At 52.6% G+C, this 24,159-nt stretch carries 24 protein-coding genes; 7 read left to right on the forward strand and 17 right to left on the reverse strand.

Annotated features, from left to right (window positions below; all coding sequences use genetic code 11):
• Positions 1 to 38: 38 nt before the first annotated feature.
• On the reverse strand, positions 39 to 893 hold the full coding sequence (locus DL346_RS21945) for a patatin-like phospholipase family protein (RefSeq protein WP_112884678.1): 855 nt from the start codon (positions 891 to 893) through the stop codon (positions 39 to 41).
• Between the two features lie 118 nt (positions 894 to 1,011).
• Positions 1,012 to 1,515: an HPP family protein gene (locus DL346_RS21950; RefSeq protein WP_112884496.1), complete on the reverse strand. Its 504-nt coding sequence runs from the start codon at positions 1,513 to 1,515 to the stop codon at positions 1,012 to 1,014.
• A 169-nt stretch (positions 1,516 to 1,684) separates the two neighbouring features.
• On the opposite strand from DL346_RS21950, the gene DL346_RS21955 reads away from it, so the two are divergent.
• Both DL346_RS21955 and DL346_RS21960 read left to right on the forward strand, forming a co-directional pair.
• A complete protein-coding gene (locus DL346_RS21955) occupies positions 1,685 to 2,128 on the forward strand; it encodes a DUF4395 domain-containing protein (protein ID WP_112884497.1) in 444 nt (147 codons plus the stop codon).
• 152 nt (positions 2,129 to 2,280) lie between these two features.
• On the forward strand, positions 2,281 to 3,063 hold the full coding sequence (locus tag DL346_RS21960) for a hypothetical protein (protein WP_112884498.1): 783 nt from the start codon (positions 2,281 to 2,283) through the stop codon (positions 3,061 to 3,063).
• Positions 3,064 to 3,081: 18 nt separating this feature from the next.
• Here DL346_RS21960 and DL346_RS21965 read toward each other — a convergent pair whose 3' ends face one another.
• Complete coding sequence (locus tag DL346_RS21965; protein ID WP_133257557.1) at positions 3,082 to 3,480, reverse strand: hypothetical protein; 399 nt, start codon at positions 3,478 to 3,480, stop codon at positions 3,082 to 3,084.
• A 207-nt stretch (positions 3,481 to 3,687) separates the two neighbouring features.
• Here DL346_RS21965 and DL346_RS21970 point away from each other — a divergent pair, with 207 nt between their 5' ends.
• The 3 genes from DL346_RS21970 (at position 3,688) to DL346_RS21980 (ending at position 6,878) form a co-directional block, all read left to right on the forward strand.
• A complete protein-coding gene (locus tag DL346_RS21970) occupies positions 3,688 to 4,695 on the forward strand; it encodes a Gfo/Idh/MocA family protein (protein WP_112884500.1) in 1,008 nt (335 codons plus the stop codon).
• A 1-nt stretch (position 4,696) separates the two neighbouring features.
• Positions 4,697 to 5,689 carry a Gfo/Idh/MocA family protein gene (locus tag DL346_RS21975; protein WP_112884501.1) on the forward strand — a complete coding sequence of 331 codons (993 nt, stop codon included), beginning with the start codon at positions 4,697 to 4,699 and terminating at the stop codon, positions 5,687 to 5,689.
• A gap of 139 nt (positions 5,690 to 5,828) precedes the next feature.
• A complete protein-coding gene (locus tag DL346_RS21980) occupies positions 5,829 to 6,878 on the forward strand; it encodes a CapA family protein (protein WP_112884502.1) in 1,050 nt (349 codons plus the stop codon).
• Positions 6,879 to 6,993: 115 nt separating this feature from the next.
• On the opposite strand, the gene DL346_RS21985 is transcribed toward DL346_RS21980, so the two are convergent.
• The 6 genes from DL346_RS21985 to kynU all read right to left on the reverse strand — a co-directional run bounded on the left by DL346_RS21985 (position 6,994) and on the right by kynU (position 13,747).
• On the reverse strand, positions 6,994 to 8,094 hold the full coding sequence (locus DL346_RS21985) for a GerAB/ArcD/ProY family transporter (RefSeq protein ID WP_112884503.1): 1,101 nt from the start codon (positions 8,092 to 8,094) through the stop codon (positions 6,994 to 6,996).
• 28 nt (positions 8,095 to 8,122) lie between these two features.
• Positions 8,123 to 9,244 carry a Ger(x)C family spore germination protein gene (locus tag DL346_RS21990; RefSeq protein ID WP_112884504.1) on the reverse strand — a complete coding sequence of 374 codons (1,122 nt, stop codon included), beginning with the start codon at positions 9,242 to 9,244 and terminating at the stop codon, positions 8,123 to 8,125.
• Positions 9,234 to 10,727 (reverse strand): spore germination protein, encoded by a 1,494-nt coding sequence (locus tag DL346_RS21995; RefSeq protein ID WP_112884505.1) that lies wholly within the window; start codon positions 10,725 to 10,727, stop codon positions 9,234 to 9,236. The genes DL346_RS21990 and DL346_RS21995 overlap by 11 nt, the downstream gene beginning before the upstream one ends.
• A gap of 207 nt (positions 10,728 to 10,934) precedes the next feature.
• Positions 10,935 to 11,558 (reverse strand): arylformamidase, encoded by a 624-nt coding sequence (gene kynB, locus DL346_RS22000; protein ID WP_112884679.1) that lies wholly within the window; start codon positions 11,556 to 11,558, stop codon positions 10,935 to 10,937.
• Between the two features lie 28 nt (positions 11,559 to 11,586).
• Positions 11,587 to 12,435: a tryptophan 2,3-dioxygenase gene (gene kynA, locus DL346_RS22005; RefSeq protein WP_112884680.1), complete on the reverse strand. Its 849-nt coding sequence runs from the start codon at positions 12,433 to 12,435 to the stop codon at positions 11,587 to 11,589.
• A gap of 25 nt (positions 12,436 to 12,460) precedes the next feature.
• The gene (kynU, locus tag DL346_RS22010) at positions 12,461 to 13,747 is read right to left on the reverse strand and encodes a kynureninase (RefSeq protein WP_112884506.1); all 1,287 of its coding nucleotides are present in this window, start codon (positions 13,745 to 13,747) and stop codon (positions 12,461 to 12,463) included.
• Between the two features lie 209 nt (positions 13,748 to 13,956).
• On the opposite strand from kynU, the gene DL346_RS22015 reads away from it, so the two are divergent.
• Positions 13,957 to 14,574 (forward strand): TetR/AcrR family transcriptional regulator, encoded by a 618-nt coding sequence (locus DL346_RS22015; RefSeq protein ID WP_112884507.1) that lies wholly within the window; start codon positions 13,957 to 13,959, stop codon positions 14,572 to 14,574.
• A gap of 112 nt (positions 14,575 to 14,686) precedes the next feature.
• Here the strand turns inward: DL346_RS22015 and DL346_RS22020 are convergent, their stop codons facing one another.
• The 6 genes from DL346_RS22020 to DL346_RS22045 form a co-directional block, all read right to left on the reverse strand.
• A complete protein-coding gene (locus DL346_RS22020) occupies positions 14,687 to 15,301 on the reverse strand; it encodes a glycerol-3-phosphate acyltransferase (protein WP_112884508.1) in 615 nt (204 codons plus the stop codon).
• Positions 15,298 to 16,392, reverse strand: a complete 1,095-nt coding sequence (locus DL346_RS22025; RefSeq protein ID WP_112884509.1) for a glycosyltransferase family 2 protein — start codon at positions 16,390 to 16,392, stop codon at positions 15,298 to 15,300. The genes DL346_RS22020 and DL346_RS22025 overlap by 4 nt, the downstream gene beginning before the upstream one ends.
• A 373-nt stretch (positions 16,393 to 16,765) precedes the next feature.
• Positions 16,766 to 17,917, reverse strand: a complete 1,152-nt coding sequence (locus DL346_RS22030) for a YecA family protein (protein WP_112884510.1) — start codon at positions 17,915 to 17,917, stop codon at positions 16,766 to 16,768.
• Between the two features lie 95 nt (positions 17,918 to 18,012).
• Positions 18,013 to 18,987: a 2,3-diaminopropionate biosynthesis protein SbnB gene (locus tag DL346_RS22035; RefSeq protein WP_112884511.1), complete on the reverse strand. Its 975-nt coding sequence runs from the start codon at positions 18,985 to 18,987 to the stop codon at positions 18,013 to 18,015.
• A gap of 4 nt (positions 18,988 to 18,991) precedes the next feature.
• Positions 18,992 to 19,975, reverse strand: coding sequence for a 2,3-diaminopropionate biosynthesis protein SbnA (gene sbnA, locus DL346_RS22040; RefSeq protein WP_112884512.1), 984 nt, complete (start codon positions 19,973 to 19,975; stop codon positions 18,992 to 18,994).
• Between the two features lie 13 nt (positions 19,976 to 19,988).
• Positions 19,989 to 21,323 (reverse strand): phenylacetate--CoA ligase family protein, encoded by a 1,335-nt coding sequence (locus DL346_RS22045; RefSeq protein WP_240633353.1) that lies wholly within the window; start codon positions 21,321 to 21,323, stop codon positions 19,989 to 19,991.
• Positions 21,324 to 21,392: 69 nt separating this feature from the next.
• Between DL346_RS22045 and DL346_RS22050 the strand changes: the two genes are divergently transcribed.
• Entirely contained in the window at positions 21,393 to 22,184 is a 792-nt protein-coding gene (locus DL346_RS22050) for a YheC/YheD family protein (RefSeq protein ID WP_240633354.1), read from the forward strand.
• 202 nt (positions 22,185 to 22,386) lie between these two features.
• Here the strand turns inward: DL346_RS22050 and DL346_RS22055 are convergent, their stop codons facing one another.
• Positions 22,387 to 23,025: a YczE/YyaS/YitT family protein gene (locus DL346_RS22055; protein ID WP_112884514.1), complete on the reverse strand. Its 639-nt coding sequence runs from the start codon at positions 23,023 to 23,025 to the stop codon at positions 22,387 to 22,389.
• Positions 23,019 to 24,152, reverse strand: coding sequence for a glycoside hydrolase family 88 protein (locus DL346_RS22060; protein WP_206098567.1), 1,134 nt, complete (start codon positions 24,150 to 24,152; stop codon positions 23,019 to 23,021). The genes DL346_RS22055 and DL346_RS22060 overlap by 7 nt, the downstream gene beginning before the upstream one ends.
• Positions 24,153 to 24,159 lie beyond the last annotated feature (7 nt).

The raw sequence follows: 24,159 nt of genomic DNA on the forward strand, positions 1-24,159 counted from the left end.
AAGAACCTCCAATCTCGTTTGAGACGGAGGTTCCTTATCTACCGCTTCATCCATGTTTGCAGTTCAGGCATCAACCGCTTGGCATCCTCGTAGCCCTGCAAATAAAGCGCGTCCAGCTTTGCCGAATCGCGTTCCATCCGCCCTACGGTCAGCGGCAGCTGCGGCCGGATGACGAAGAGATTGCCATTGCGCTCCTGCTCGTCGATATAAGCCAGCGTTTCGTTGTAAATGGTATGCCGGCGGAGCATGACATTGACAAACTCGGGATAATTTCGGTAAGCACGCCTGATCAGCAAGCTAAAACGATTGCGCGACTTTCGGTAGCCGGCGTCCCGGGTAAGCACGATCACATTGCGCTTATGGCCGTCGCTCTCCGCTTTGCGCAGCGGGATCGGATCGGAGATCCCTCCGTCGAGCAGGTTGCGGCCGCCGTACTGCACGATCGGCGCAATGAACGGCAGCGAGCTCGAGGCGCGCAGCACCGTCAGCAGATCGAAGCCTTCCTCGAACCGGTTATAAAAGATCGTCTCGCCCGTATCGCAGTCGGTCGTGCCAATGACAAACTGCTCCTTGCTCGCTTCAAACGCCTCATAATCGAACGGAACGAGCGCATTCGGAATTTCATCGAAAATAAAATCCATGCCGAACAGCTCTCGCTTGCGCCAATAATTTTTCCACGAAATATAGCGGGGATCGCTCACCCAGTTCACGTTCACGACGCGATTGCGGCCAAGCTGTCTGGACAAATAGCTCGCCGCCATGCAGGCACCGGCCGAAACCCCGACCGTATAGGGAAGATACAGGTTTTGCTCCGTAAAATAATCAAGCACGCCGGCCGTGTACACGCCGCGCATGCCTCCGCCTTCCAGCACCAGTCCGATTGATTCCATCACGTTATCCCCTTTGTCCATCGCTATTGCTTATTGTACCTATCTGCAATTGGGAGAGTCAATTTTTGCAAAAAGAAAGAACCGGCCATAGGGCGGCCGATTCGAATTGTTGTCTGCTGCTTCAGCTTGCGATATCGATATCGCTGGACTTTACGACAGATGCGGCTGATTTATTTTTGATGACCGAGTTGAAATAAGGTACCATCTTGGCTTCCGCCAGCTCAGCCATAAAGAGCGTAAAGACGAGACCCAGCAATGCGGCGCATACCGATATAGGTATGGTCCATAGATGCGCGGAATGAGAGAAAAACGGGATCAGCGCCACGGCTGCGATCGGCGGCGCGTTCCAGTTGAATTTGCGAATCAGCCAGATCGTGATGACAGCATTGACGAATAAGGTCAGCGGACTCGGATAGAGATAGAATAATAGCGTACCTAGCAGAGCGGATATGACCGCGCCGAAGGTGATTTTGCCAAGCTCCCGCATCGAGTAGGAACGAGTGAGAAACAGGAAACTAAACGCGCCAATCGTTGGGAAAAATAACGTATCGAGAAACGAAACGTGCATCGAAAGCCAATAAATCAACATGACGTACAGGCAGATGAACAGCGACCTCATATTCATTCTAGCGGTAAAGCCTCCTATCGACGGTTTGCGCACTAATCTGTATTATATAGGCCCGGGTCCGAAAAATCATCAATAAATTAAAAGTTAGACTATAAAACCTACCCGATAACTCGGTTTTGGTGTATACTAGAGCAAAGTTGATACGATATCAAGGAGGGACTTGAATTTGGGCAACCAACCGATCCTTGCTGCTTATGAATGCGTAGACGACGTTCCTTTGCATCGCGTTCGCGGCAACCAGTTGGGCATTCTTCTCTGCGTTATCGGTAGCGTGCTCACCGGCCAGCTGTGGATACTTGCGCTTCCTCTGGTCGTTCAGCTCATTGGCCGAACCTTTGGCGTGAACTATAACTTATTCGTCCGCCTGTTTGCTCCTATCTTCCCTGCCAGCACCCGAACGGAGAGCCGCGAGCTGCTGCGGTTTAACAATTTGCTTGCGATTTTGTTCCTGACCGTCACTCTGATCGCTTATGCGCTCGGCAGCCATATAGTTGCTTATATCGCGCTCGGCATGCTGACGGTAGCGGTGGTGCTCGCGCTATGCGGATATTGCCTTGGCTGCTTTATGTACTTCCACTGGAAGCAGTACCTTTTGCGCCGGAAAGCTTAAAAGCCTGTATCTTCAATTACTTGGTAATTGAAGATACAGGCTTTTTTTAAACTTGACCTTAGGAATAAGGGAACGATAACCTCATTTAGTATGTAGTTTTGTTATTGAGGTAAATTATTAATACGACCTGCAATCTTCAGAGGAATGGTGTTATGAAAAAGTTAATCCTAATAATCCTTATTTCGATTTCTGGATTATTTTTTCCAATAGATGTTACAAAAGCAACTATTCAATCAAAGAAACCGTTACTAAAACCAGAGAATATTACTTCCGTTCAATCAAACAGTCGATCTGGCGGGTCTCGCTTATTTAAAGAAAGCGATGGGTATGAAGAAGTCACCATCAATAAGGTTATCAAGTGGATTAACGAATCAAGCCTTTCCGTTGGAACAACTGAAATAGAATTTAATAACCCCCCTACACTCCCGAATGTGATAATAAAAATGAAAAACGGAAATCGTTCAGTTATCGAACCTGCATATAACTGTTTACCTGCAACCCAAACAAAGCTATGCACGATTGCTGAAGGCGAGGTTATATACGCCTGGAACAATGATAAAGTAAGATTGAAATCCACAGAGCTGTTCGATTGGCTATTAGTCGGGTGGAAATATGAAAGTCAAGGTGCTCCTAAAGAAGAGCTGCTTGATGAAACCTTGTACTCCAGATATTATTCTTACCTCGATAAAACGTACAATGATTTTATTATGTGTCCCAAAGTAGATAAAATCGAAAGGATCAACGGCGATACAAGAAGACATATTGTTCATGCAAGCGCGTTAAATTATAGTGCGCATCATGGTGACGTTCCCTATGATAGAATCCGCATTACTTTAACTGACACTCCGGAAAATGGCGTTAAAATAAATGAAATTGTAATCCAAAAGGGGATTTCCGAAATAGAAAGTCGTAAACAGTGCAGACGAGAAAACTAAAAGAAGCCGAGCATTTCTCTAGCGGCTGTTCCGCGAAAGGAAAATCGGCTGCGTCCGCTTCTGCTTCGACCGCTCCAGATCCAACTGAATATCCTCTTTAATCCTCACCGTGCAATCGATGCAAAGCTTGCCCTGACGGATCGGTCCAGCGCAAAGGTCGCATGCGTCAGCCAAGTTCGGATAATCGCAAAGCTTCAGCTTCCCCTTGCGTATGTAAGCGCGGATGCGCTGAACGGACACCATGCTCAGCTCGGCCAGCTGATCGTTGTTCAGTTGGCGGTTGCGTCGCAGCGCTTGCTCCATGGCCGTAATCTGCTTATCCTCCTCAACCATGCAAGTCGAGCACAGATTGCGAAGATTCTTCTGAAACACGTTCCCGCAATTAGGACAATGTGCCACGAATAGTTCTGTAGACATATATTCAACCTCGCCAACATTAGTTCTTATGGACCAATGATAGCACGACATGGCAAATTATTCATCTAAAATCGTCCGCGGCAGCCGGGCGACTACGCCTGAAGGTGATGCGGCTCCCTTCCCCCTATCCAACCGGCAGCATTTAGACTAAAATGGCATTGAACCGCGATTCACCACCAATTTCTGTTCAAAAAGGAGCGCATGTCCATGAAAGTCGTTGTACTGGGCTGCGGCACGATGGGATCCATACACGCCGCCGCATTCAGCCGCATGCCGGACGTTACACTGGCAGCCGTTTGCGATATCGACGGCGAACGCGCGGAGCGCCTCGCGTCCAAGCTAGGAACGGTCCGCTATGCATCGTTCGAGGAAATGATGAATGCCGTCGAGGCCGACGTCGTTTCCATCGCCCTCCCAACTCCCCTACATAAGCCGTATGTCTTGAAGGCGGCCGCGCTAGGCAAACATGTCATCTGCGAGAAGCCGATTGCGGCGTCGCCAGAGGATGCCGAAGAAATGATCGCTGCTTGCCGCGCGAACGGCGTACGCCTTTTTATCGGCCATGTCGTCCGTTTCTTCCCTGAATATGCGGATATGAGCAGCCGCATTGAGGCCGGCGCCATCGGAACGGTCGGCGTCGCCCATGCGAAACGGATCGGCTCCCATCCCGGCGATGCCACGCCATGGTATGCGGATCAAGAAGCAAGCGGCGGCGTCATGATGGATTTGATGATCCACGACATCGACTACATGCGCTCTCTCTTTGGCGATGTCAAATCCGTCTACGCGCTGAACCGGACTGGGCCATCCTTGGATTATGCCCTTGTTACGCTGCGTTTCCACCATCATAACGCTATCGTCCATCTTGAAGCCCACTGGGGTTATCCGGGACCGTTCACGACAGCCGCCGAATTCGCCGGCACTTCCGGCGTCCTCCGTTACGACAGCAGCGCGTCGAATTCGCTGCAGATCCGCCGCGCGCAGGCAACCGCGTCGGAGAAGAAGGTCGCCGTGCCGTCGAGCCCGTCCTACCGCGATCCGTATTACTTGGAGCTGGCTCATTTTATCGGCTGCATCCGCAGCGGCGCGGAGCCGATCGTAACGGAGGAAGACGCCAAGAAAGCCGTAGAAGTCGCAAGGGCCGCCATCAAGTCCGCTGCGACCGGACAAGTTATCCGTCTAGACGCGGCTGAAGTTAATGGGGAGGAGCGCTAATATGACAACGAACATCATCTCGGTCGGCCTTCTTAGCTTTGCCCACGGCCACGCCTACAGCTACGCCTCCGCGCTGCGTCAGCGTGAAGACGTTAAGCTTGCCGGCTTCTGGGACGACGACGCGGACCGCGCGCGCTCGGTTGCGGCGCAGCTCGGCTTGACGCAGTTCGACTCGCTGCAGGAGCTGCTCGCTTCAGACATCGATGCCGTCATCATTTGCTCGGAGAATGCCAAGCACGCCGAACTGACATTGGCCGCAGCCGCCGCCAAGAAGCACGTCATGTGCGAGAAGCCGCTCGGCATCTCGGTGGATGAAATGGAGCGCATGATAGCAGCTTGCGCCGTTAACGGCGTACAGCTCATGACCGCCTTCCCGTGCCGGTACATTCCCGCCGTCATCGAAGCGAAGAAGTCGATCGAACGGGGCGATATCGGCGAAATCGTCGCCGTTAAAGGCACCAACCGCGGCTCCATGCCGGGCGGCTGGTTTGTCGTCCCTTCCGCCTCCGGCGGAGGCGCGGTGCTTGACCATACGGTCCATGTCATGGACCTGATGAACTGGTTCGTGCAATCCGACATTGTCGACGTCTATGCGGAAGCGGCTACCCTCTTCCATCCGGAGCTTGAAGTCGAGGATGCCGGCATGGTGCATGTCCGCTTCGAGAGCGGCGTCGTCGCTTCGCTCGACCCGAGCTGGTCCCGCTCCCGCTCGTTCCCGACCTGGGGCGACGTGACGATGGAGATCATCGGCACGCAAGGCGTCATCAGCATCGATGCGTTCGCCCAAAAGAGCGACCTGTACAGCGACAAGGAAACTAAAGCGCAGTGGATGTACTGGGGCGACGATATGGATGCCGGCCTTGTGGACGGCTTCATTCATGCCATTAAACAAGGAACCGAAGTGCCGATCACAGGCGAAGATGGCCTGAAATCCGCCCGGGTCGCGCTCGCCGCGCTGGAGTCGTCGAGACTGGAAGCACCGGTAAAACTATAGACAACAGTAACTCTCTCCGAACCACAGCCCTCTACCGGGCTGTGGTTTTTCGCTGCACGCCGTCTGCGCCGGGGGCATACCATGACCATGAGGTGCGCGGGCCTTGTAGCCGCGAACGCCCAGAAAGGATGCGGGCATCATGTCCATCGAATTCAAGCTGGCTGCGGTTGGAGATATTTTGATGATTGGCCCGCTTCTAAGATCCGCGAAGCAGCAAGAGGACCGCTACGCGTTCGAGCCGCTGTTTCGGAAGGTGGCGCCTATTCTTAAGCAGGCCGACCTGGTGATCGGCAATCTGGAAACGCCGCTCGCGGGCAGAGAGTCGATCTATTCGCGAGCCAACAGCCGCACGGGCTTCACCATGTTCAACTGTCCGGATGAGCTTGCTCCCGCGCTGCAATCGGTCGGGTTCGACGTCTTGACGACGGCCAACAACCATTGCATGGACCGCGGAACGAAAGGGTTGATCCGCACGCTTAACGTGCTGGATGAGACGGGCATCGCCCATACCGGCACTTACAGATCCGATCCGGATAAAGCTAACCATATAATCGTCGAGGTGAAAGGCGTTAAGGTCGGCATCGCCAGCTATTCCAAAGGAACCAACAAGCTCCCTTTGCCCGAAGGCGAAGCATGGCGGGTGAATACGGTCACTCCCGCCACCTACGGCAAAGCCGCCGCTCATATCCGCAGGCTTGCCAGCGAGGTCGATGTCGTTATCGCCTGCCTCCATATCGGAAAGGAATGCCGCCACGTTCCGCTTAAGCAGTCGCGGCAGCTTGTAGACCTGCTGCTCGCCAGCGGGGCGCATATTATCCTCGGCCATCATCCCCATGTCCTTCAACCGTCTTTTCATACGAAGGACGACCGTTTCGCCATCTACTCGCTCGGAAATTTCATCTCCACCCTGCTCTACCGCAATCCGGCCACCAAATGCGGCGTTATCGCCCAGCTGACGGTCTCGAAAGAAGATGACGGCAAAGTCCGCGTCAAAGATGTCAGCTATGTCCCCACCTGGGCGACGCGGCTGACAACCTCAAGCGGCATCAAATACCGGATCCTACAGATCCGCCAAACGCTGCAGCAGCCGGAGCCCGGTCAATCCAAGGCCGACTGGCTCTCGATGCGCAAGGTATGGCGGGCCATGTCGCCGATGCTCGTGGAGAAAAAGACGCTGCCTAAAAAATAAAAAAATGAAGCGAATACGTTGAACAGGCAGAAGCTGGTCCCCCTAATGCCAACGCTCGGAAAAATCGTAAAGAGCCGCACAATCGCGGCTCTTTATGGTCTCAACTTCGTTAGTACTACCCCTTGCTAAACTTTTTCCTTACCATGGTAATGATAAACACAATCGGAATGTAGATGTAGGCAAAATAAACCCCAATATTCGTATGCAGCATTTTCGCTGTTATAATCTGCTCCGGGTCTTTAATAAACAACTGCAAAATAATAAAAAGGAGAAGGATAACAACCAAATTGTTACTTGGTTTTGTCCGCCAGAGCTTCTTCAAACTATGACAAGAAATCCATAATCCGACACCGACGCTGGCTAGCGTTTTAAGCAGCCATACTGAAAGTACAAGGTATTCCAGCCTTTGAAACAGCGGCAATTCAAGCATCCCGATCGCTTTCAGCGTCGGCCATACTAAATGATGGAGTTGATCTTGGCCGAAATACAATAGTGCAACTACCATTGCTACTAAAAACATCAAGGCTGCGGATCCTATTGCAATATGTGCCCATTTTTGCGACTTCGCTTGCGTCTGTATATACGGATAGATCCCTAGCAAAACCTCGGCTCCATAAAAGTTAAGCGCCATCTGATGAGATGACTTCAGTATCTGCATCGGGGAATGATCAAAGAATGGCAATAAGTTTTGAGGATGCAGAAATGGTATCAACAGGACTAAAAGTGGCGGGAACAAAATGACAATAATGAAGAAGGCCCAGAAACATAACCCTGCAACGGTTTGAAAACCGCCTGACACCGCGTAGTAAATAAGCACAATAAAAACCAGACTGATTGGCCATAAACTCATTGTCGGAAATATCAAAACCAGAATGGCTTCCAAGTAAATTCGATACATAACGAAAGCAGTCAGAACAAAATACAGGATAATAGCCTGATTCATGCAGGCGCCAAGGAATTTTCCGAAATAGGCATAATTAATGGAAACGAAATCAGCGTTTACGGGATTTTGATTGGATAGGATTTTAAACATCATCCACACTAAAATATGAGAACTTAACCAGACAAGAAGGATAGAGACCCAAGCATCTTGGCCTGCATCCATTGCAACTTCGCGTTGAAAGCTCAATATACTGATATCTACGATACTCACGTACATGATAAAAAACAGGTGGATAGGAGAAACGGTAAACTTTTCGCTGATTGCATTGCTCATGAACCCATTCTCCTCTTCCTTCAACGCTTTATTGGGAAAGACTGCTCTGGACAATTTTTAGATCAATCCTGATCTTGGCCTTTAATGAGGGATATGATGCTTGAAAGTCTTTTTCATTCCAACCCCTTGACTTGCTTCGCATAAAGTCGCCTAGGCCGATCGGATCGACCTGTTTCGACTTGCAAAGGGAGATAAAATCTTCGGCTTTCTTAACTAAATACGCTGCCAGTTTACGTTCAAGAGCGGATATATCCTCTTTCGTTTCAAAACGTATATACTCAGGTTTTTCTCGCACGGAAACCTTCATCTTAATTTTAATGAGGATGACAGGTGCCGGTTCCTGGGAGACGAGTTGGATAGTCCTTTTCGAAGCTATGCTTCTCATCAATATATAATCATCAGGAAGCGCGTCAGACTCTTTCAAAGGCATTAGAATGCTTCCATTTCGAGAGTTTTCGGTAAGCAGTTTCAGAACGAAGGCATCGCGGATATCCACGTTGGTTGCGAATTTATCATCCTTAAACAAGGCGATGCCATCGATTTTTACGGTGCCGCCTTCCAAAATCAAATAAGGCAAGAAGAGGTCTCTTCCTGCTCCGTAATAATTATACAGCGAGGTTTGCAGATTCAATTTCGGCAAGTTGCCCCATTCTTCATTTTGCTCGACCATATTCATAATGAACAAGGTGTCGTGTGTGTTGACGGTAGATGACAAAAGCCCAGCAGCGTTGGTACCGGATACTGCCAGCCGCAATCGGCTTGAAATAAATTGGTCATGGAACAATCTATCCAAAACGGATCCGATTCCTTGTTTAGCAAACTGTTTTCCGAACAACACCAATCTCATCTGACCTGTATGAAGGGATTGGTTGGATTTTGTATTCTGCCTCTGCATAGTATCCATACTGGAAACCGATTCGGTACTCAGTATTTTGATATTTGTTTTTTCTTTTTCCGTATAATCGCCGATCAAAATTGTGCTTCTTACGCGCTTTCCGTCTAAATCATAACCTGCGCTTTGTATCAGCTTGATGTGATCCACGATTCGGCGATTGCCGCAAGAACTAATAAGAAAACAGGACAGAACAAGGATCCCGACACAGCCTGTATAACTTAAACATCTTGCCCGAACGGCAGCTTTACTCCTCATTAAAATCACTCTTCTTGTTAACTTTTTTAGGCCTATATCTAATGTTGGAAACCGGTTTTAAATAACTCGGTCTCATGTTGGTTATTTGGAGAGAGGATCGTACAAAGCTGTCACTAAAGTCTTTGAGCCGCAATGGGTACATCGGCACGGTGTACGGATATCCCAAAGATCTCAGTCTCGTGATATGGACGAGAAGAAAACCGACGCCGAAAAAGATGCCAACGCTCCCCCAGAAATCGGCCAAGAGGATAATGGGAAAGCGGAGAAAGCGAATCGTGCTGGACATCTTGTAAATCGGAGTTACGAAAGAGGCTAACGCCGATAAGGATACAATAATGATGAGAATGTTGCTGGTCAGAGCTGCCTCGACTGCAGCCGTTCCCAAAATAATGCCGCCTACGACGCCGAGCGTCTGACCGATCCTACTCGGCAGCCGCGCGCCGGCTTCCCGAAGAAATTCGACAGTGGTCTCAAGGACCATTACCTCAAGAACAGGGGGAAACGGGACATTTTGTCTTGAATAAATCAAACGGACAAGCAAATCCCGCGGAATCACCTCGTAATGATAGGTAGTAATAGCAACATACATGGCGGATGCAAAGAGCGAGAATATGACGCCGAATATTCGGATCGCTCTGAAGAAAGAACCTAATACCCATGGCAAATAATAATCTTCGGGAGAGACAAAAAAGTCAAACAACGTTGAAGGCCCCGTTACAAAATAGGGAGAACCTTCGCTGATTATAGCCACTTGACCCAGCAGCAAGGAATAGATGACCCGATCCCTTCGTTCCGTTGCGATAAATAAAGGAAACGGGGAAAGGGAATTGTCGGCGATGAGCTGATCCAGAAGCAGCGTATCAAAGATAACATCCATATCAATAGCCGATAACCTTTTCTCAACTTTTGCAATGTTTTCGTTATTTGTGACACCATCAAGATAGAGAATCATTACTTTCGATTTGGATATGCTTCCGATCATCAGTTCTTTCGCGATCAAATTCGGGACGTTCATTTGCGAGCGAAGCAGATGAAGGTTCGTGTCCAGATCCTCGACAAACCCGACCTTCGGTCCAAGAATGCTGAACTCATTCTCGGTTTCATTGGTCTTGCGTATGCCGTCTTTGCTTGCCAGCGGAACTAATGCGCATGTCGGGTCGAGCTCATTCCATTGAACGATGGCGTGACCCTTTAACAGCTTGGATTGTATGACATCGATTTTGTCTGTGATTTCGATCCCATCAATGGGCAGGAAAGCTCTTATGTCCTCCAGACGTTGAAGTTCTATTTCATTATGATTTTGCAGCGCGCTCATGAAATGTTGTTGAAGCAGCTTACCATCAATCAATGTTTTGTAATACGAAATTTTTAATGGCGGTTGGGTGAACGAGAGCGTATTCGTAGCGAAATCACCGGACTGCTGGGACATCGAGAGCAATTGTTCAAGATTTTTAGCATCCACGCTCACCTTGGAAATTTTCATCCTCTCTTCATTTTTTTGGTATTTTGTGTTTCGGATATTTATTTTATACGGATAAAAGAAAACCGAACGAATCGGGTAAGGCTAGGCTTATAGCGGCAAAAAAAAAAAAGGAGATCCCCGTCCCAGATGGACGAAGGAATCTCCAAATTTTTACTCTGATCAGTAACATTCTCAGGGGGTTTGCGATCGGAATCGCTGCCGTAGTCATTATGCTTTGCGCAGCACCGCGCGCACCGGACTCCCGTCCGCATCGACGAGCGGCAGCGGAAGCGCGATGAGCTCATAGTCGCCGGCTGCGACATGATCGAGGACAAGCCCCTCCAGAATATGAATGCCATGCGCGGCAAGCGCATGATGGGCAGGCAGCTCCTTGCTGTCCAGCGGATCGACGGAGGGCAAATCAAGCCCGATTAGCCGCACGCCGAAGCCTGCCAGATAAGCGGCCAGCGCCGGCTCAACAGGCGGGATGGAGGACGGGAACACCTGACGGTCCTTCCACGCACCAGTTCGAATCAACAATCTCGTGACACCCGTCAAATCGATGCCGGACAAGTCACGGATGCTGATCTGCTCACCATTCTGAAGATGGATAACCTTCGCTTCCCCGATGTACAAGTCAAGCTCCAGGTCGACGACCTTCTTGCCTCCATTGTCAAAATGAAACGGGGCGTCAATATGCGTACCCGTATGAATGCTCATGCAAACCTGGCCGACGTTCACGGACCCGCTCTCTTCCTTGCTCCAGCTCACCTTATAGGAGAACGGGGTATCCCCCGGCCAAGTGGCCGACTTCTCATCCAGCGGCTGCGAAATATCAATCCATGTGCCCATCAACATCGAGCCCCTCTTCCCTTATGATCTACAGCTTCGTCCGCAGGCTCCAAAGCTCCGGGAAGAACTGCTGGTCAAGCGCCCGCTTCAAATACGTGACGCCGGACGAACCTCCGGTTCCCATCTTGTTCCCGATAATGCGCTCCACGGTCGTCATATGATTGAACCGCCAAATCTGCTGCTGGCTGCCGATATCGACCAGCTTCTCGGCCAGCTCGTACAGATCCCAATATTGGTCCACGTCGCGATACACGGTCAGCCATGCCTCTTCTACGCTGGCATTCGGCTGATAGGGCTGCGACCAATCGCGATCGAGCGCCGCCTCGTCGACAGGCAATCCGCGCGCCGCCAGCGCGCCGATAGCCGCATCGTAGATGCTCGGCGTATGCAGCGCCTGCTGCATGATTGCGTACAGTTCGGGTTGATGCTGGAACACCGACAGCATGTGGGCATTTTTGTTCCCGAACGCGAATTCAATCAGCCGGTTCTGATGGGACTGGAAGCCGGAAGACGATCCAAGCTTATCGCGGAAGCCCATATATTCAGCCGGCGTCAGCGTCGAGAGGATGCTCCAGGACTGGATCAATTGATGCTGAATGCGCGACACGCGCGCCAGCATTTTGAAAGAAGGCTCCAGATCGTTCTTGTGGATCGACTGCGTCGCCGCCTGCATCTCATGCAGGATCAGCTTCATCCAGAGCTCGCTCGCCTGATGGATGATAATAAACAGCATTTCATCATGATGATCCGAGCATCTGTGCTGGCTAGATAGAATGGAATCGAGGTGGAGATAATCCCCGTATGACATCGATTTGGAGAAATCGGTCTGGATGCTCTGCTCCAGCTTGCCGTCTTGGTGCCGCTCCTGATTGTTCATGGCGTTAAGCCCCTCTCGTTCTTCGTTAAGCAACGACTTCACGTTCATTCTTGAATTGCTCGTACTGCTTCTCCTCCATGATCCGCTTCAAGATCCGGATGACCTCCCACACGTCCGAGTAGGAATTATACAGCGCTACGGGAGCGAGCCGAATGATGTTCGGCGCCCGGAAATCGGGAATGACGCCGTTTTGCTTCAGCGCCTTGCAGATCCGCGCCGCTTCCGGGTGCTCCAGGCTGACATGCCCGCCGCGCCGCTCATCCTCCCGGGGACTGCCGATATAGAAACCGAAATCGCCAAGCTCATGCTCGATTAAGTCCATTAAATAGTGATTGATGTGCAGCGATTTCCGGCGGATGCGATCAATCCCCGCTTCCTCGAACATCTCAAGCGATCCGATCAGCGGCGCCAGGCTGAGCACATGCGGCGTACCGATCTGGTAAGCGCCGGCCGCGTCCGCAGGCGTCAACGTGTGCTCCATATCGAATTGTTTATCTTTACGGGAGCCGAACCACCCGGACAAGCCGGGCATCGTCCCGAAATGCTTCCGGTTTACGTACAGACTGGCAACAGCGCCGGGGCCGCCGTTCAAATGCTTATAATTGCACCAATAGGCGAAATCGACGCCCCACTCGCTGAACGCATGCGGAATCGCCCCTATCGAGTGGCAGCCGTCAAAGCCGATCGGAATGCCCCGCTTGTGCGCTTCCTCCGTCAGCCGCTTCATATCCAGAATCTGACCGCTGCGGTAGAGCACCGTCGGCAAAATAATCAAGGCGATATCATCCGTCATCGCTGCGATAATATCCTCTTCCTCCAAGAACCGGCCGTCGCGGCTCTTGACTCGCACGAGGTGGGTTTCCGGGTCATAGCCTCGAAGGCGGAGCTGGCTTTGAAGCGCATAAATATCGGATGGAAACGTTAATTCATCCGCCAAAATTTTGCTGCGATCCCCTTGCGGCCGATAGAAGGTAGCGGCCAGCTGATGCAGATTGACCGTTGTCGAGCCGGTTACGATCACTTCCTCCGGCGAAGCCCCGACGAGCGCCGCGCTCATTTCGCCTAATCGCTCCGATAACGTAAACCAAGGATGAGCTCCATGCATCCAGCCATCGATCCCATGCTCTCTCCAATCGGCTAACGATTCCAATAGCGTGCGCTCCGCGCGTTTCGATAGCAGCCCCAAAGAGTTGCCGTCCATATAAATCGAATCAGGCTTCGTATAGAATTCCTCGCGGTACCGCGAAAGATTGTCTTCTTGATCCAGTTGTTCAGCGTAGTCCGCTGTGGGTTGAAACGCTCCTGTTGGCATAGCTGCTCCCCCATTTTCCAGTCATAGTCACGTTCTGTGCCGATCATATCAATGAATATGACATCGTGTCAACATTATAGTTTTGGCATCCTTTCAGCGCACTTCCTCATCTTATGTATATGGCTCAGAATGCCCAGCCGCACCGCCCGCCTTCCATTTTGCCGGAAATTCTTATATGCTATCATGAAACAGACAGAGGGGGATTGTCGATGGGCACAGAAGCCAAAACGGAAGATAGACGCCACTTGCGGTCGGCATTGACTCGCCAGAAGCTGCTAGCCTCCGCCAAGAAGGTGTTTTTGGAGGAAGGATTTCAGAAAGCGACCATTTCGCAAATGATTAACGACGCTAAAATAGGATACGGAACCGCTTATGTCCATTTTCAAGGCAAAGAGGACTTGCTTCGCGTATTGATGGAGAACGTGATGGAGCAATTTTACGAAATCGCCGCCATCTCCTTCACGCCCCAAACGAAGGAAGAAGCGCTTCGGACGATCCGGCATCAAACCTTGGCTTTTCTGAAAATGGCGGAGGCCGAGCGTAACATGATGCGCATCTTCGAGCAAGCCATCGGGGTTTCAACCGTCATTGCCGATAAATGGAAAGCGATCCGAGAGCAGTTTATCGAAAGTATCGCATGCGATATCGCCTATTCCCAGCAGCATGGGCTGGCTAGGAAGGATCTCAATCACCTGCTAGTCGCGCGCGGCTGGTTCTATATGAATGAAATGTATCTGTGGGAAATCGTGCGGGACGAGCAGCAGAGCACAGTTGAAGAGATCGCCGCTACGATTACGGAGCTGTATACGACAGGGCTCTATCTATAACCATATAAAAAGGCCTCTGCACATTGCAGAGGCCTTTAAGCTATTGAGAAAGTCTCGAGGGTCTAGCCCGAAACGTCTAACGGACATGGATGTCCGTTAGAGTCCTACATGCCTATCGACGCCAGCGAATCGTCGTGAAAAACCGGCGCAGTTCGTTGCGATGCGTGTAAGCGAAAAACAGAAAATTGATCCACCCGAACAGCAGGATGGTACTGGAGTACCCGACATAGCCCAAATAGATCATGAGCAGCAGCATGCCAAGCACCACTTGAAAGCCGTCCATATCCGAAGAGGTAGGCCTGCCTTTGTTCAGCCGCCGGGCTGCAGCCAGCAGCAGCGCCAAAATAATGGCGTAAACCACAGCCGCGGAAAATGCCGTGAGCGCGCTCCACACCCCAAAGGATACCGCGATCCCTTTGCCTCCCCGCCCTTTCATGAATGGAGAAAACGCATGGCCGAGAAGCGCGGCTGCCGCGGGGAACACGACCCACAAGCCAGGCAGAGCCTTGGTCTGCACGAGCAAGAATACCGGCACATAGCCTTTCATAAAATCAAGCGTGATGCCGACCAGCCCATACGTGTAACCGGCCGCCCGCCATAAATTCAAGCCGCCCGGGTTGCCGTCGCCCACCTCCTTCAGATTGTGGCTGGTCAGCAGGCCGAGCCAGTAGGAGAACATAAGGGAGCCGGATAGAAAAGACAGCAAGGTCCACCACAGGATGTTCATCGCTTGGACCCTCCCCCGACATCAATCCGCCTTCCCTTCCAGGCGACCCGTCCGAACACGACAACCTGATAGACCGAATACAGCATGATATAGAGAAAAAAAGCGGTGCTCAGCAGATGAACCGCCGGCAGCCATCTTCCGAAACTGCCGGTATATCGGATCAAAAAATAGAGCTGCGCCGTATAGAGCACATAACCGGCCGCAAGCGGCAGCGCCCATGATGTGCCGATGAAGAAAGGCGCCGACTCCGCCGCAAGCAGGCCGAGGAGCCAGACGGCGACGAGCAGCGTTGTGCCGATGCTCAGCTTGCTGGTGCTTAGTACCGCCCCTTTGCTAAAGCCCTCCACTTCGCTGCGGATGCCGCCCGGGTACATCCGGAAGGATACCGCGCCGTGCCCGATGAAGTTGCGAACCGGAATACCGGCCGCCATAAATTTGCCTCCGAGGTTCAAATCGTCCAGCAGCTCGCCTTTGATCCCCTCGTGGCCGTTAACCGTTTCATAATCCGGCCTTGCCGTGACGATGCAGGAACCGTACATCCCTTTCGCGGGATTCGTCCGTTCGAGCGGAGATGTAAACGCGAATAAGCCCAATACATTCGGGATGAGCGCCAATCGCTCATAGAACCGTTCCGCCTGATGGTAGGGCACGACGGAGACGGCCCCTCCCGCTTCCTCTCTCGCAGCGAGAAGATTATGCAGGGCATGCGGGGCAAGCCGGACATCGGCATCCAGAAAGGCGAACAGATCGCCGGTTGCCGCTAAATAGCCGTTCCATACGGCCCAGTTTTTGCCTGTCCATCCTGACGGAAGTGGCGGGCTTGCAATGACTTTGACTCCATAGCCCTCTGCTACCGCCCGGGTCCGATCCTCGGAATGATCGTCCACGACGATGATTTCGATGGAACCAATCGTTTGAGCTTGAAGAGAGCTTAGCAGGTGAGGAAGATTGCCTTCCTCGTTGCGGGCCGGAATAATAACGGACAGCTTTCCGGGGATTGAGGGGCGGTGACGGCCATCCGGAATCGTATTCCGGCGAAAAAGGAACCATCCCGCCGCCCACGCGGCCAACAGCAGAACGAAAATCAGCATTCCCGCGCACCTCCGCAGCATTATGATCGTTAACCGCCTATATGTAACTATATGGCTCCGGACTCCCGTTCTATGATCCAGGCCCATCAAAAAAACCACATCCTGAAAGGAATGCGGTTTTTTGGACGGGCCTGAATGCAAGCTCTGGCGTGCCGCCTCCAGCTAACGAACCGTATAGTGCTTATTTGCACATAATCGGCCGAAATTCGGAGCTAACGAATCGCAGCGACGCTATTTGGTTGTTTCCGGGTGCCTTTGACCTGATTCACATCAAATAACGTTTCTGGAGTTCGTTAGATCGCAGGAACCGGTTATTTTGTTGAAATAGCGCTGTTATGGTTCGTTAATCGAACAAGCACTGGTCTACAGTCCACTACAGGCAGCACTTCTTAAATTTCTTTCCGCTTCCGCAAGGACACGGCTCGTTTCGGCCGATCTTCGCGGATCCGGCGGCCGGAAATAAGACTACGTTGTCCTTCGGAGCGGCCGGCTTCGGCTGCGGGTTGAGCTCGGCAGGCGTAAAGCCGCGATTCGCCCATGTTCTCGTGTGAGCATAAACGTTATAAATAAGCGGCTGGAGCTCCTTCAACTGCTTCTGGCTCAAGCGGATGCCGCGGCGGTCAAACTCGCCTATCAGAGCATCAAGCGGCTCTTCCATCGAGCACGCAAGCTGCACGTCATCCACAATCGCGTCCGCAAGCTGCTCCACTTTGCCCAGGCTCTGCATGATATAGCGCTTCAACGCCTCCAGCTGAGGCGTCATTTCGAAATAATCGATATCCGCGTACTGCAGCAGTTCTTCTTTCGGCGGTATGTAGTATGGCTTGTCCTTTACGCTTTCCAAGAACGCCCCAAACTCATCCACGCTTTCCCCGTTCAGCGAATCGCTAAAGAGATATCCGTCCTTCACTTCCCAGGTGCGGACTTTCTCGGCAACTGACGCGCAGATAGCGCCAAACGCCTCCTCCGTCAGGCCGTCCCCATTCTGAGCGTTGTAAATCTCGATCAGCTTCTGTACCGGGCAGATTCCATATAGAGAAACCGCCGCTTCTATATATTGAAGCACCAGCTGGCTGTAGCCGCGCTCTTCATGGAAGGCGTGCCGGTCAAGCTTCCGGTAAATGTCCTTGATTTCCTCCGGGATCACATAGTACAGCTTGTCCTGCTCCATAAAGCTGTACACCAGGCCTTTATCCATCAGGAACAAATAGGCATCCGGAAATACCTCGTCGTCCTGAACGTATGGGGCTTCAAGCAGCCGATTTACGAACGCCCACTCCTGCGGCTCCGCCGTAAGGAACGCCGCCCGTACCTCCTTCTCGTCCGTAATCCGCTCGTACAGCGCATCCGCGAGCTCCTGCTTCTTCAGCTTGGAACGCCCCGAAAGCGCGCAGCCCGCGGCAATGAAATTCAACCGATCCTTCGTCAGCCGAAGAAGGATCTCCTTCAAGCTTGTCGTAACCGCACCTTTAATCGCATTCGCGACATTCAGCTGCCGTATTTCTTTCTGTAACTCCAAATCCATACCTTAACTCCTTTACATGTCAAAAAAACCTTATACGATTGTACCCTAACCTGACCTGTAATTGAAGGGAGTGGGATTATTAGCTAATCCCGGGACTAATTGTCCTGCTCCAGCTCGACGCCGAGGCCAAGCTGCAGTGCGCGCTGCCAGTAGTAGCCGGCAATCGCGATATCAAATGCGCCTAGCCCCATCGGGTTGAAAAATACCGCCTCGTCGGCAGCGAATTCCGCCATCGCCCCCCGGCAAACGACGTCCGCGATCGTGCGCGCATCGGACTCGCTTAATCCAGCCTGCTCATGAAGCTTCTCGATGTCGGTGTTCTCGCGGCATACCTCCCGCCAGTCGTCCACAATAACCGCATTCACCTTTGCCACGCTTGCCGGCTTGTAATCGCGAAGGGACACGTTCAGCAGCAGCGCGCCAGCCGGCGGCTGTTCATCGATGTAGCGCTCCGCCGCTACCGTGCACGTAGCGGTTACATTGGAACCGCGGTATACCGCTCTCCAATCGGCGGCAATCTCCGTCCGGTCTCGCAGCTGCAGCGGTATCGTATCGGGATCGATTCCTTTTAGGTCATTAAGCATGACCTGTTTGAGGCGGTTTCCGAACAAGGCCGCGCACATCTCGAGATGGCGGCGGCCGATCGGCCCCCAGCCGATAATGCCGAGCCGCAGCTCCTCGGGCTGCCGCGCCGCCATATAGGCTTGCATCATAAGCCCGCTGACCGCGGCCGTACGCAGGCCGTTCAGCAGCTCGCTGCGAAGCAGCGCCACAGGACGCCCCGTAGCCGTATCGTTCAGAATGATCGTATTATGCGCCCGCGGAAGACCATGGCGGCCATTATCCGGATAACTCGCAATCCACTTGAGGCCGGCCAGCCCGAAGGAGCCGCCGACAAAAGATGGCATCGCAATGATCCGGTTTTTCAGGTCATGAAACCGCAAGTATGTCTTGAGCGGACTGACGGTATCCCCGGCGTCCCGCGTCCGTATGACCTGTTCGACAATGCCGGTAAGCTGTCTCCAATCCATCCCCATGTCGCGGATATGTCCATCGTGCAAGTAGATCATGTCTTCACCCTTCCTGCCAGGAGCCGGAGTCCAAACCGAGCTCGCGCCTGACCCACTCGTCGTTGTATACCGTATCCAAATACCGTTCGCCCCGATCAGGCAAAATCGCCGCGCACACTGCCCCATCCGGGATGCTGGCGGCCATCCGCCGAATCGCCGCCATGACGCCGCCTGAGGAAGCGCCGGCTAAGATCGCTTCGCTGCGGACCAGCTCCCGGCAGCCCTGCACGCAATCGGCATCCGTTATTTTGACCACAAGGTCTGCCATATCGTCGCGGTAAAGCTCCGGCACCCTCGCGGCGCCAAGGCCCGGGAACTTGCGCGGACCGGCCGCTCCGCCGAAAAGAATGCTTCCCTCCGCATCTACGGCAACGATCTTCGTCGGCCAGTTCCGGCTCCGGATATACTCCATGCAGCCGCGGATCGTTCCGCACGAGCTGACCCCGCAGAACAAATAATCAACGGCCCCTAGACGCTCCCCGATCTCAAGCATCGTCGTTTCCGCATGGGCAAGCGCATTGTCCGGATTGCCGTACTGATTCGTCCAAAACGCCTTCGGCAGCTGCTGCAGCAGCTCTTTCACCCGCTGGATCCGCGCCGGCAGAAACTCTCCCGTCTGCGGGTCCGGCTGCGTCACCAGCTCGATCTCCCCGCCGAAGCTTCGGATGATTCGCATGTGCTGCTCCGTCGTCCGCGGATCCACCACGCAGATGAACCGCAGCCCCAAATATCGGCACAGCTGAGCCAGGCTGATGGCCAAATTGCCGGAGCTCGACTCGATGACGACGCTGCCGCTAGTCAGCTCTCCGCGCTCGATCGCCTTCTTGATCATGTAGAGCGCGGGGCGGTCCTTCGCGCTGCCGCCCGGGTTCATCCACTCCAGCTTGCCGTATACCTCAAACGGCTCGCCGCGGAACAGCTGCCGCAGCCGAATAAGCGGCGTGCCGCCAATCGCATCGGAAATACCGCCATCCAGCTTCAAAGGCATGGGCATCTTCCCCTTAGGTGTAGTAAATTTTTTTGTTCTTCACCGAAGTTCGGCTAAGCGAGTCGTCAAACGGCTCGGCGATGACCCGGATGCCGTCCAGAACTCCGCCTTGAATCATGGCATGGATTTCGGGAATATAAAGCTCTAAATCTTCTTTGATGCGTCCCAGCACGTCGGCCGTTGCCAGAGGGCTGCTGACATGCACGCTAAGCGCGTTATCCGCTACCGATACGCGCACGCCTGCATCGCTTAGATGGCGGTAGACGATGTTGTCGATGTCGTAGATGCTTATTTTCTCGCCATGCTTCAAATCCGGCCCGATGCGCTTTACGATGCTTTGAAAGCTAGGCCTCAGCACGCCGTCCGCTTCAATGGGCCGCAGATCGCGCACGACATCGTAAGTGACGTAACGAAGCGCGGGGAAGGATTCCCTGACGGTCGAGGTCAGGACAAGCACCTGCTCTCCCTCCGACAACGGCTCCAAATTTGCCCCAAGCGCCTCTGTCCCGATGCCCTCGGGGATGATCCCCTCCGCGAACAAATACCGGCCGTGCCGGTGAGAAAAGTAGGCGATCGTGCCGATCTCGATGGAGCCGAGCGTATCCGTCACCCGATCCGGGCCGATGTTAAGCCGCTGCGCGACCCGAGCGATCCAGCCCGGCGAAGCCGTCTCGCCTACAAGCACCACATGCTTAATGCCGAAGGCAGCCGGATCTTCCGCGGCCAGCAGGATCCGGTCCATGATGGATGGCATCGTATACAGCACCTCCGGCTTGATCCGCTCCAGCCGTTCGATATGCTGCTCGATCGGAAGCCGAAACGAGAAGGAGTGGACGTCCATCCCGAGCTGGCGGAATACTTGAACGGCCGTCGCTTCCGCATGCCCCGTTCCCATGTCCGCGACGGCGGTCCGGTATCCGTACGGCTCCAGAATGGTTTTGAAAATATCCAGCTTAATGCGCAAATACGCCTCTTCGTCCCGCTCCGAATAGTAGATCGTTTTCCGCCTTCCGGAGCTTGTTCCCGACGTTCGGTAGCCGTACAAGTCCGTCCGCTCCGCCAGCGGATTGTCCGCCGAATAATAATGGGCTTCCAGCACGGAAGCCGTCATAAGCGGAAGGGCCTCCAAGGAAGGATCCCCCGACTCAAGCAGGCGCTCATACCAAGGGAAGCTTCGCTTCATCCCGTCGATTAGCGCCATTAATTCCGGCATAGGCATGACATGAACAGCCCCTTCTCCGCAGCTGTAATCGTAAAGCGTAATGCTATACGATATGTCGGCTTGCCATGCCGCGTTCTGGCCTGCGGCTGCCGCATACGATAAAATGGGTGCTCGCAGCGAGCTCATGTAGGCCATTCCCCGCGTATGATGAAGGAATACTTGCCTTTGATGACGAGAGATGAGGTGATGTTCCCCTTGGGGAAAAACAATCACGTTGATCGAGTGTCCAGCAAGCTTGCGAAAACGAAAGTCCTGCTGCAAAACCGCACTTTGGCGAAGTATGTTCCGACCACCCGGCCGTACTCCCCTAAACAATTGCTCGCTATGCTGCGGCAGCATGGCATGGTGTATGTCAAACCCGACACCGGCTCGCTTGGGATAGGCGTCGTACGGGTCGATCGAACAAAAAGAGGGTACCGCTACCAAAGCGGAACCCGCACCTATACGTTCAAAACATTCCGCGCCATGCGCCTCTCGCTCCAAAAGAAAATCTCCGGCAGGTGCTACTTAGTCCAAAAGGGGATCCATGTGCTGCGGCGTCAGGGACGTCCGTTCGACTTCAGGATCATGATCCAGAAAAATCCTTCCCGGCGCTGGGAATGCACCGGCACGGCCGGCCGTGTCGCCCACCCGAGCAAAATCGTCTCCAACGGCAGCCAAGGCGGCACCATTTATTCGGCTGCGGCGCTTATGAACCCGATTGCCGGCAAGAGAAGGACGGCTCAGCTTCAGCGCAGCATGAACCGGATTGCCCTTGCAACGGCAGCCCAGTTCGGACGCACTTATCCTGCCATGAACGAGCTAGGCCTCGACCTCGCGGTTGACCGCAAGTTAAAGCCTTGGATTCTGGAGGTCAATACGCGCCCCGACCCCTGCCCGTTCACCAAGCTGAACAATACGGCCATCATCCGCAAGATTGTCCGCTATGCGAAAGCGTACGGCCGCCGCTATTGTTTAACGTGCTCAAAGGCTAAGAAGGCGAATTAATAGAAAATACCGTCTGCAATCGTCATTGGACGCTTGCAGACGGTATTTTTGCTGTTCAGTATTGCCGCGCAAAAAGAGGCCGTTCCTTTCCCTGCCGTCATCAAGGCCTTGATCATGGCGATCGCCTTTGCTACTAACGCGATTTATTCTTGCTTCTTCCATGCCTTCTCGCGCACGCCGATACGAGGACGCGGCTGGTCAACTATACGGTCACATACTTCATAAATCTGTGTTCGCCAAGCCACTTCTGCATCCATCCAATACAAGGCCCCGTTAGCATGACCGCTAGCACGGTTACAATGCCTAAACTACCGCCTAGTAAAAGGCCAACAACCGTATATAACGTATCGGTTACGATCCGTATCCGCTTGTAAGGAACTTTGGTCGCTTCTGAAATCATCAGACCTACGCTGTCTGCCGGGCTAGCGCCTAACCGGGGAGCGATATACAGATAGATACCGAAAGCTAGCAAGAGAATACCCGCTGCTATGATGAGGAGCTTCAGATATATGGAAAGATCAGGCTGGATCGCTGTCCCGATCCATGCGTTGTAAAGATCGATCAACGGACCTGAAATACATAGCGATAGAAAGAGAGAGACATTCAGATACTTTCTCTTGGTGAACAATATAAATACAACAATGATACCATTCAATAGCATATTGGCTTGACCATAACTGATTCCCAGCTGCTTATGCACAGCTATTGCAAAGACCTGGTAAGGATCTGCCCCCATATTGATCTTATAGAACAGGGAAGCGCTGAAACAAGTAATGGCAATGCCTATGACGCTAGTCATAAATTTGATCCAATAGTTAGAGTCTTTCAACATGATTACCATATGAAAAACCCGTTATCTTTTAACCGTGTAATGGCCTCTAACAAGTAGTAATCCCCGTAAATAATCGGAACGTGCGTCTCCTCTTTTCGGTGGTAGGCAACGGTCCCCCCGCCAACGATACCGTCCGTCTCCACATTCCAGTCACAATAGTTAGCTTCGATCGCTCTTAAAATCGACATTGCTCCATTGATATAGAGCTGCTTTTCATACTCGCCTACATGCTTGCTGATCTCCAGCATGCCGCATGCGGCGCATACGCCAGCGGTTGTATCCCATTGCTCTGGCTCTGCAGGAGCTCGGAAATCGACTCGGGGAATTAAGCCTGATTGCGATACTTGAGCCAGGAAATAGTGGGCCGTTCGCTTCGCAATATCCAGATAACGCGAATCGCCCGTATGATGATAATTCAGCGCGAATCCGTAAACCGCCCAAGCCTGACCTCGTGACCATGAGGAACCGGAAGCATAGCCTTGTCCAGCCGGATGCTCCAGCAACTCGCCATTCATAGGATCCAGCACAGCAATATGATGAGCGGAACCGTCAGGACGGATTAAATAGTTGATCGTTGTATCGATATGGTTTTTTGCGACATGCAGAAATCTCGGATCTTGACTCTCCTTAGCTGCCCAATAAAGCAGGGGAAGATTCATCATACAGTCGATGATCATCCAGCCTGGACGATTCTCATTCCAGGCCGAGATATACCGGCCGCTGGCATTGTAGCGTCCCAGCAATAGATTGGCCGCGTGCATGGCGCGTAACTTGGCGGTTTCGCAGCCCGTCAAGCGATAATTCGCCACGGCCGTATGCAACCACATAAATCCTACATCGTGATGCAAGCCGTTAAATTCAATCATGGCCGCGTCGAGGCGCTGCTCCACAACTACCGCTGATTTTCGATACTTCTCCTCACCTGTTGCTGCATACAGCTGCCAGAGCATGCCTGCCCAGAAACCATTCGTCCAGAACGAAATATCTATTTCCCCATAATCGATATACGTGCCATCGATCGGAATATAAGGAATTTTATGTCCCATCCGATCGCATTGCAGCGAAAGTTTGGTTAGCAGTTTATCGTAAACATGATTGACCCATTCTCGATCTGTTAGTTTAATTGGATAAGACATACAGGCT

The organism is Paenibacillus montanisoli (assembly GCF_003268025.1).
GTDB classification, from domain to species: domain Bacteria; phylum Bacillota; class Bacilli; order Paenibacillales; family Paenibacillaceae; genus Paenibacillus_Z; species Paenibacillus_Z montanisoli.